Below are 5,685 nucleotides of genomic sequence, written 5' to 3'. Positions count from 1 at the left end.
GGGTCGGGGAGCGCGAGCAGCGCGCCGACGGCCTGGTCGTCGACGGCGCTGGTGAGGGCGGTCAGCTTGGCCTCGCGCAGCGCGTGGCCGACCGCCTCGGCGAGGTCCCGCAGCCGGGCCGGGCCGGCCTCCGGGCCGGCGTCGGCGGCGTGGCCGTCCCCCGCCGGGTCGTCCGCGCGGTGCCGCACGACCACGCCGACCAGGTGCCGGCGGTCCAGCATCACCCCGAGCGCCTTCGCCCGCAACGCCACCTCGTCGACCGGCCGGGAGTGGTCGAGCAGGGCGGTGAGCAGGGTGCGGTGGATCTGCCGTTCGAGCCCCTCGGCGTCGCGGCGGATCAGCCGGCCCAGCGCCAGGGTGGAGGCGGCCCGCTCGACCAGGATGGTCAGTCGGGTGGGCGGGGTGCCGGTCGACCAGCGCAGCAGCAGCCGCCCCCAGTCCTGCCCGCGGGCGCCGACGGTGGTCACCAGCCAGCCGCTGTCCGGGTCGTACGCGGTCCGGCCGGTCGGCCGGATCCGCCGGGAATGCTGCTCCCAGCCGTCCAGCAGCAGCTCCGCGTTCTCCCCCGCCGGGTCGTACGCGAGCACCTGCCGGGACAGGTTCTCCAGCACCACCGGGCTGCCGGCCAGCTCGGCGGCCTGCCGGACCACCTCGGCGGCGTCGGCGCCCTCCACCGAGAGCTCGGTGAACCGCTGGTGGATCTCCTCGGTGGCCCGCAGCTCGGTGAGCTGGGCGTCCACGATCAGCGCGTGCACCGCCTCGGTGATCCGGACGAACGGGGTGGCCCGCCGCAGCTCCACCAGCGGCAGGCCGCGCCGTTCGGCGGCGGCCGCCATCACCCGGGGCACCCCGCTGACGTACCGGCGACCCAGCTCCACCACCAGGCCGGAGACCCCGACGTCGGCCAGGTCGCCGATGAACGCGCGCAGGCCGGCGTCGTCGGCGGGCAGCCCGATGCCGGTGGTGAGCACCAGCTCCCGCCCGTTGAGCAGGGTGGCGATGTCCGGCACCTCGGTCACGTGCACCCAGCGCACCGGCTGGTCCAGCCCGGCCTCCCCGGCGACCAGGCGGGGGGCGCCGTGGCGGACCGGGTCGAGCGCGAGGACCTCACGGACGGTAGGGAACACGGCCGATACGCTACCCTGCGTCACCCTCGATCCCGAAGGGCAGCGTCACAGCGGGTCGTCGCGGCCCAGCTCCCAGCCGGCCACCGCGGTGGCGGCGGCGACGTTGAGCTAGTCCACTCCGCGCCGCATCGGGATCACCACCCGGACGTCGCTGGCGTCCATGGCGGCCCGGGTCAGGCCCGCCCCCGGCGCCCATGAGCAGGGCCGCGCGGGCCCGCTGCGCCGCGTCCAGCCGCTGGATCGGCAGCGCGTCCGGGGCGGGCGTCATCGCCAGCACCGTGAAACCGGCCGCCCGGACCTGGGCCAGGGCGTCCGGCCAGGGGTCCACCTTCGCGTACGGGACGGCGAAGACCTCACCCGTGCTGACCCGGACGCTGCGCCGGTAGAGCGGGTCGGCGCAGGACGGGGAGAGCAGCACGGCGTCCACGCCGAGGGCCGCCACGGCCCGGAAGATCGCCCCGAGGCTGGTGTGCGTACTCAAACTGCCCGGCGCTACTGATCCCTTCCCGAGGCGTCGCTCAGTCGACGCCGAACTCCATCGCGGCGCGGTCGAGTGCCTCGTCGTCGGCGGAGGAGACGCCCCGGGAGGCGATGGCTTCCGCGCCGCCCTTTGGCATCGCACCGATCAGCCCGGTCGAGGCTGCCTGCGCGGCGCCGACCATCCGCTGGGGGGTCGCGCCGCCGACCATGCCGAGGGTGGCGTACTGCTCCAGCTTCGCCCGCGAGTCGGCGATGTCCAGGTTGCGCATGGTGAGCTGGCCGATCCGGTCCGACGGGCCGAACGCCGAGTCCTCGGTACGCTCCATCGACAGCTTGTCGGGGTGGTAGCTGAACGCCGGGCCGGTGGTGTCCAGGATCGAGTAGTCGTCGCCCCGGCGCAGCCGCAACGTCACCTCGCCGGTGACCGCCGTGCCGACCCAGCGCTGCAACGACTCGCGCAGCATCAGCGCCTGCGGGTCCAGCCAGCGCCCCTCGTACATCAGCCGACCGAGGCGGCGGCCCTCGTTGTGGTAGTTCGCCAGGGTGTCCTCGTTGTGGATGGCGTTGACCAGCCGTTCGTACGCGGCATGCAGCAGCGCCATGCCGGGAGCCTCGTAGATGCCCCGGCTCTTGGCCTCGATGATCCGATTCTCGATCTGGTCCGACATGCCCAGGCCGTGCCGGCCGCCGATGGCGTTGGCCTCCAGCACCAGGTCGACGGGGCTGCCGAACTCCTTACCGTTGATCGTCACCGGGCGACCCTGGTCGAAGCCGATCGTGACATCCTCGGTCGGGATCTCCACCGACGGGTCCCAGAACCGGACTCCCATGATCGGGTTGACCGTCTCGATGCCGGTGTCGAGGTGCTCGAGGGTCTTCGCCTCGTGCGTGGCGCCCCAGATGTTGGCGTCGGTGGAGTATGCCTTCTCGGTGCTGTCCCGGTACGGCAGGGCGCGTTCGAGCAGCCACTCCGACATCTCCTTACGCCCACCCAGTTCGGTGACGAAGTCGGTGTCGAGCCACGGCTTGTAGATGCGCAGCTGCGGGTTGGCCAGCAGGCCGTACCGGTAGAACCGCTCGATGTCATTGCCCTTGAAGGTCGAGCCGTCGCCCCAGATCTGGACGTCGTCGGAGATCATCGCCCGCACCAGCAGGGTCCCGGTCACGGCCCGGCCCAGCGGGGTGGTGTTGAAGTACGCCCGCCCGCCCGAGCGGATGTGGAAGGCCCCGCAGGTCAACGCCGCCAGGCCCTCCTCGACCAGGGCGGCGCGGCAGTCGACCAGTCGGGCGACCTCGGCGCCGTAGCTGAGCGCGCGACCGGGCACCGAGGCGATGTCGGGCTCGTCGTACTGGCCGATGTCGGCAGTGTAGGCGCAGGGAACGGCGCCCTTGTCGCGCATCCACGCGACCGCGACCGAGGTGTCGAGGCCGCCGGAGAAGGCGATGCCGACACGTTCGCCGGCGGGCAGGGAGGTGAGAACCTTGGACACGAGGAAGATTATGCGCTATGCCGCATGGTCATGCAAACAGAAGTGCTCGACGGGACGAGAACGGGTGCAGCACGTCGCGGTGGACCTCCGCGAAGGACACACTCTCGTACTGTTCGACGAGCGCATCGGCGGCTTCCGCGTAACCGGCGGTGCTGGCGGAGACCTCAAGATCGACCACCCGCAGAGCTACCCGCTGCCGAACGGTGGGTCGTCGCGCCCCAGTTCCCAGAACGCCACCGCCGCAGCGGCGGCGACGTTCAACGAGTCCACTCCGCGCCGCATCGGAATGACCACCCGCACGTCACTGGCGGACTGGGCCGCCGCGGTGAGGCCGGGGCCCTCGGCTCCCAGCAGCAGCGCCGCCCGCTCGCGCTGCGCCGGAGTCAACCGCTGGATCGGTACGGCGTCCGGAGCCAGCGTCATGGCGAGCACGGTGAAGCCCGCTTCCCGCACCTGGTCCAAACCCGCGGGCCAGCGCTCGAGCTTGGCGTACGGCACCGCGAAGACCTCCCCCATGCTGACCCGTACGCTGCGCCGGTACAGCGGATCGGCGCAGGACGGCGACAGCAGCACCGCGTCGATGCCGAGCGCGGCGGCCCCCCTGAAAACCGCGCCGAGGTTGGTGTGGTTGTTGACGTCCTCCAGGATGACCGCGCGCCGGGCGCCGGCCAGCACCTCGGCCGCGCTCGGCAGCGGCTTGCGGTGGAACGAGGCGAGCACACCCCGGTGCACGTGGAAGCCGGTGGCCCGCTGGAGCACCTCCTGGGTGGCCGCGTAGACCGGGGCGTCGCCGGCGTCGAGGTCGGCGAGCTGGTCCGCCCGTTTCGCGTCGACCAGGTACGACCGGGCCGGGTAGCCGGCCCGCAGCGCCCGCCGCAGCACCAGCTCGCCCTCGGCGATGAACAGACCGTGCGGGGGTTCCCAGCGGGTACGCAGCTCGACGTCGGTCAGCGCGCGGTAGTCGGCGATCCGGTCGTCGTCGGGGTCGGTGATCTCGTGGACGGGCACCCGACGATTCTGCCGGACGCCGCCACCCGCACCGCCCACCGGCCGCTGCGCCGGGCGGAGGTGCGTGGCGGGAGCCGCCGGTCAGCCGGCCCGCTCGTACCGCAGCAGCACGCTCGCGCCGTCGAAGCCGCGCGACCCGACCAGGCGCAGGGCGAGCCGGTCCTTGGGCGGGAAGACCGGCCTACCGCCGCCGAGGACGACCGGGTGCACGATGACCTGGTACTCGTCGATCAGACCGTGGTCGGTCAGCGCCGCGGCGGCGGCCGAGCCGCCGGTGAGCAGGAGGTCCCCGCCCGGCTCGGCCTTGAGGGCGGCGACCTGCCCGACCAGGTCGGCGCCGATGACCCGGGCGCCGTGGTCGGCCGACTCGAGGGTCCGGGACAGGACGATCTTCGGGGTACGCCGCCAGATCGGCGCGAACGCCCGGCCGTGCGCGTCGGCCATCGACTCGGGCCGCGGCCACCAGTACGACATCATCTCCCAGACCTTGCGCCCGTACACGAACGCGCCGGCCCGTTCGCTCAGCTCCAGGGAGTACGCGGACAGCTCCGCCCCCATCACGGGCCAGTCGAACTCGCCGTTCGGCCCCTCAATGAAGCCGTCGACGGACTGGTGCACCCAGTAGATGATCTTTCGCATGGCGGTTCTCCTCGATCGGCCGCGCCCCGGCGGACGCTGTCACCGGTGGGTCGGAGCCGCCCGGTGGGATCCGACAGCCGGAGCGAATTATTTTCCGTCGGGCTTTCCGCCCGCCCGTGCCCCCGGTCGCCGGGCGCCTGCCCCGGGTTGCACCGCCCCAGTACCGTCCGGACCCGTGGCCAGTCCCGTGATGATCGCCCTGGTCGGCGTCGACGGCTCCGGCAAGAGCACCCAGGCCCGGGCCCTGGCGCGCCGGCTCACCGCCCGGGGCACCCCGGCGAGCTACCAGGGTGCGGGCCAGTGCTCCGCCATTCAGGGCGGGGGTGAAGGCCCGCGCGGGAGGGCCGGCTAGGCCCGAGCGTGCTCTAGCCTGGCTGGTTCTGCTGCTCGATGTACCCGGGCAGCACGGTGAGCGGTGCGGCGCCGAGGGAGCTGGCGAAGTATGAGCCCGACCAGAGCCGGTTGGCGCGGTAGTAGTGGTGCACGAGATCGGGGAACTGCTGGCGCAGCCGGCGGCTGGATACGCCCTTGAGGCTGTTGACCAATTTCCACGGGGCGACCGTGGGTGGGAAGTTGACCAGCAGGTGGAGGTGGTTGTCTTCGCCGTTGAAGTCGACCGGCTCGGTGTCGAAGTCGGCGCGCACCGCCTGCGTGATGTCTTCCAGGGGGGTCAGGTGCCGGTCGGTGAAGACCCTGTGCCGGCATTTCGTGACGAAGACCAAGTGGGCGTGGCGGACGAAGACGCAGTGCCTGGCAGTGCGGATTCTTCCGATATCTGTCATATGCCGATGCCAGACTGTCCGATGTGCAGCTTCGGTACAACTACCGCGTCTACCCGACGCCCGGCCAGCAGGCTTCGCTGGCGCGGGCGTTCGGGTGTGCGCGGGTGGTGTTCAACGACGGGTTGCGCGCACGTCAGCAGGCCCGCGAGGCGGGTGAGC

The 5,685-nt window shown here is 72.3% G+C and carries 7 protein-coding genes and 2 pseudogenes; 2 read left to right on the top strand and 7 right to left on the bottom strand.

All coding sequences use genetic code 11. The annotated features are described in order from the left end of the window. The 6 genes and pseudogenes from DKT69_RS18095 to DKT69_RS18075 all read right to left on the bottom strand — a co-directional run. The coding region (locus DKT69_RS18095; protein ID WP_201749723.1) for a PucR family transcriptional regulator ligand-binding domain-containing protein at window positions 1-1,127 on the bottom strand (1,127 nt) is incomplete at its 3' end. Window positions 1,128-1,172: 45 nt separating this feature from the next. After that, window positions 1,173-1,608: pseudogene (locus tag DKT69_RS18090) on the bottom strand (TrmH family RNA methyltransferase); the annotation flags it as partial. Between the two features lie 37 nt (window positions 1,609-1,645). Beyond that, window positions 1,646-3,097: an argininosuccinate synthase gene (gene argG / locus DKT69_RS18085; RefSeq protein ID WP_109802711.1), complete on the bottom strand. Its 1,452-nt coding sequence runs from the start codon at window positions 3,095-3,097 to the stop codon at window positions 1,646-1,648. 28 nt (window positions 3,098-3,125) lie between these two features. Next, a complete protein-coding gene (locus tag DKT69_RS38380) occupies window positions 3,126-3,275 on the bottom strand; it encodes a hypothetical protein (RefSeq protein ID WP_161557872.1) in 150 nt (49 codons plus the stop codon). An 8-nt stretch (window positions 3,276-3,283) separates the two neighbouring features. Further along, window positions 3,284-4,144: a TrmH family RNA methyltransferase gene (locus DKT69_RS18080; RefSeq protein ID WP_236647990.1), complete on the bottom strand. Its 861-nt coding sequence runs from the start codon at window positions 4,142-4,144 to the stop codon at window positions 3,284-3,286. 42 nt (window positions 4,145-4,186) lie between these two features. Continuing rightward, window positions 4,187-4,744: a dihydrofolate reductase family protein gene (locus tag DKT69_RS18075; RefSeq protein WP_109802709.1), complete on the bottom strand. Its 558-nt coding sequence runs from the start codon at window positions 4,742-4,744 to the stop codon at window positions 4,187-4,189. Between the two features lie 190 nt (window positions 4,745-4,934). Here DKT69_RS18075 and DKT69_RS39910 point away from each other — a divergent pair. Then, window positions 4,935-5,030 (top strand): annotated as a pseudogene (locus DKT69_RS39910) (thymidylate kinase); the annotation flags it as partial. 79 nt (window positions 5,031-5,109) lie between these two features. On the opposite strand, the gene tnpA reads toward DKT69_RS39910, so the two are convergent. After that, complete coding sequence (tnpA, locus tag DKT69_RS18065) at window positions 5,110-5,526, bottom strand: IS200/IS605 family transposase (protein WP_109802708.1); 417 nt, start codon at window positions 5,524-5,526, stop codon at window positions 5,110-5,112. A gap of 23 nt (window positions 5,527-5,549) precedes the next feature. On the opposite strand from tnpA, the gene DKT69_RS41115 reads away from it, so the two are divergent. Continuing rightward, window positions 5,550-5,685: helix-turn-helix domain-containing protein (locus DKT69_RS41115; protein ID WP_148668970.1), on the top strand; the 136-nt coding region annotated here is incomplete at its 3' end.

The sequence above is a fragment of the Micromonospora sicca genome, assembly GCF_003172935.1.
Classification (GTDB): Bacteria; Actinomycetota; Actinomycetes; order Mycobacteriales; family Micromonosporaceae; genus Micromonospora; species Micromonospora sicca.
The sequence above is the reverse complement of the archived record's forward strand: the minus strand, read 5'-3'. Positions and strand labels throughout refer to the sequence as shown.

What these genes read in the sequence shown, in the direction of transcription:
- DKT69_RS18075 (WP_109802709.1), bottom strand. Translation starts at nt 4,744, where the DNA reads ATGCGAAAGATCATCTACTGGGTGCACCAGTCCGTCGACGGCTTCATT.
- tnpA (WP_109802708.1), bottom strand. Translation starts at nt 5,526, where the DNA reads ATGACAGATATCGGAAGAATCCGCACTGCCAGGCACTGCGTCTTCGTC.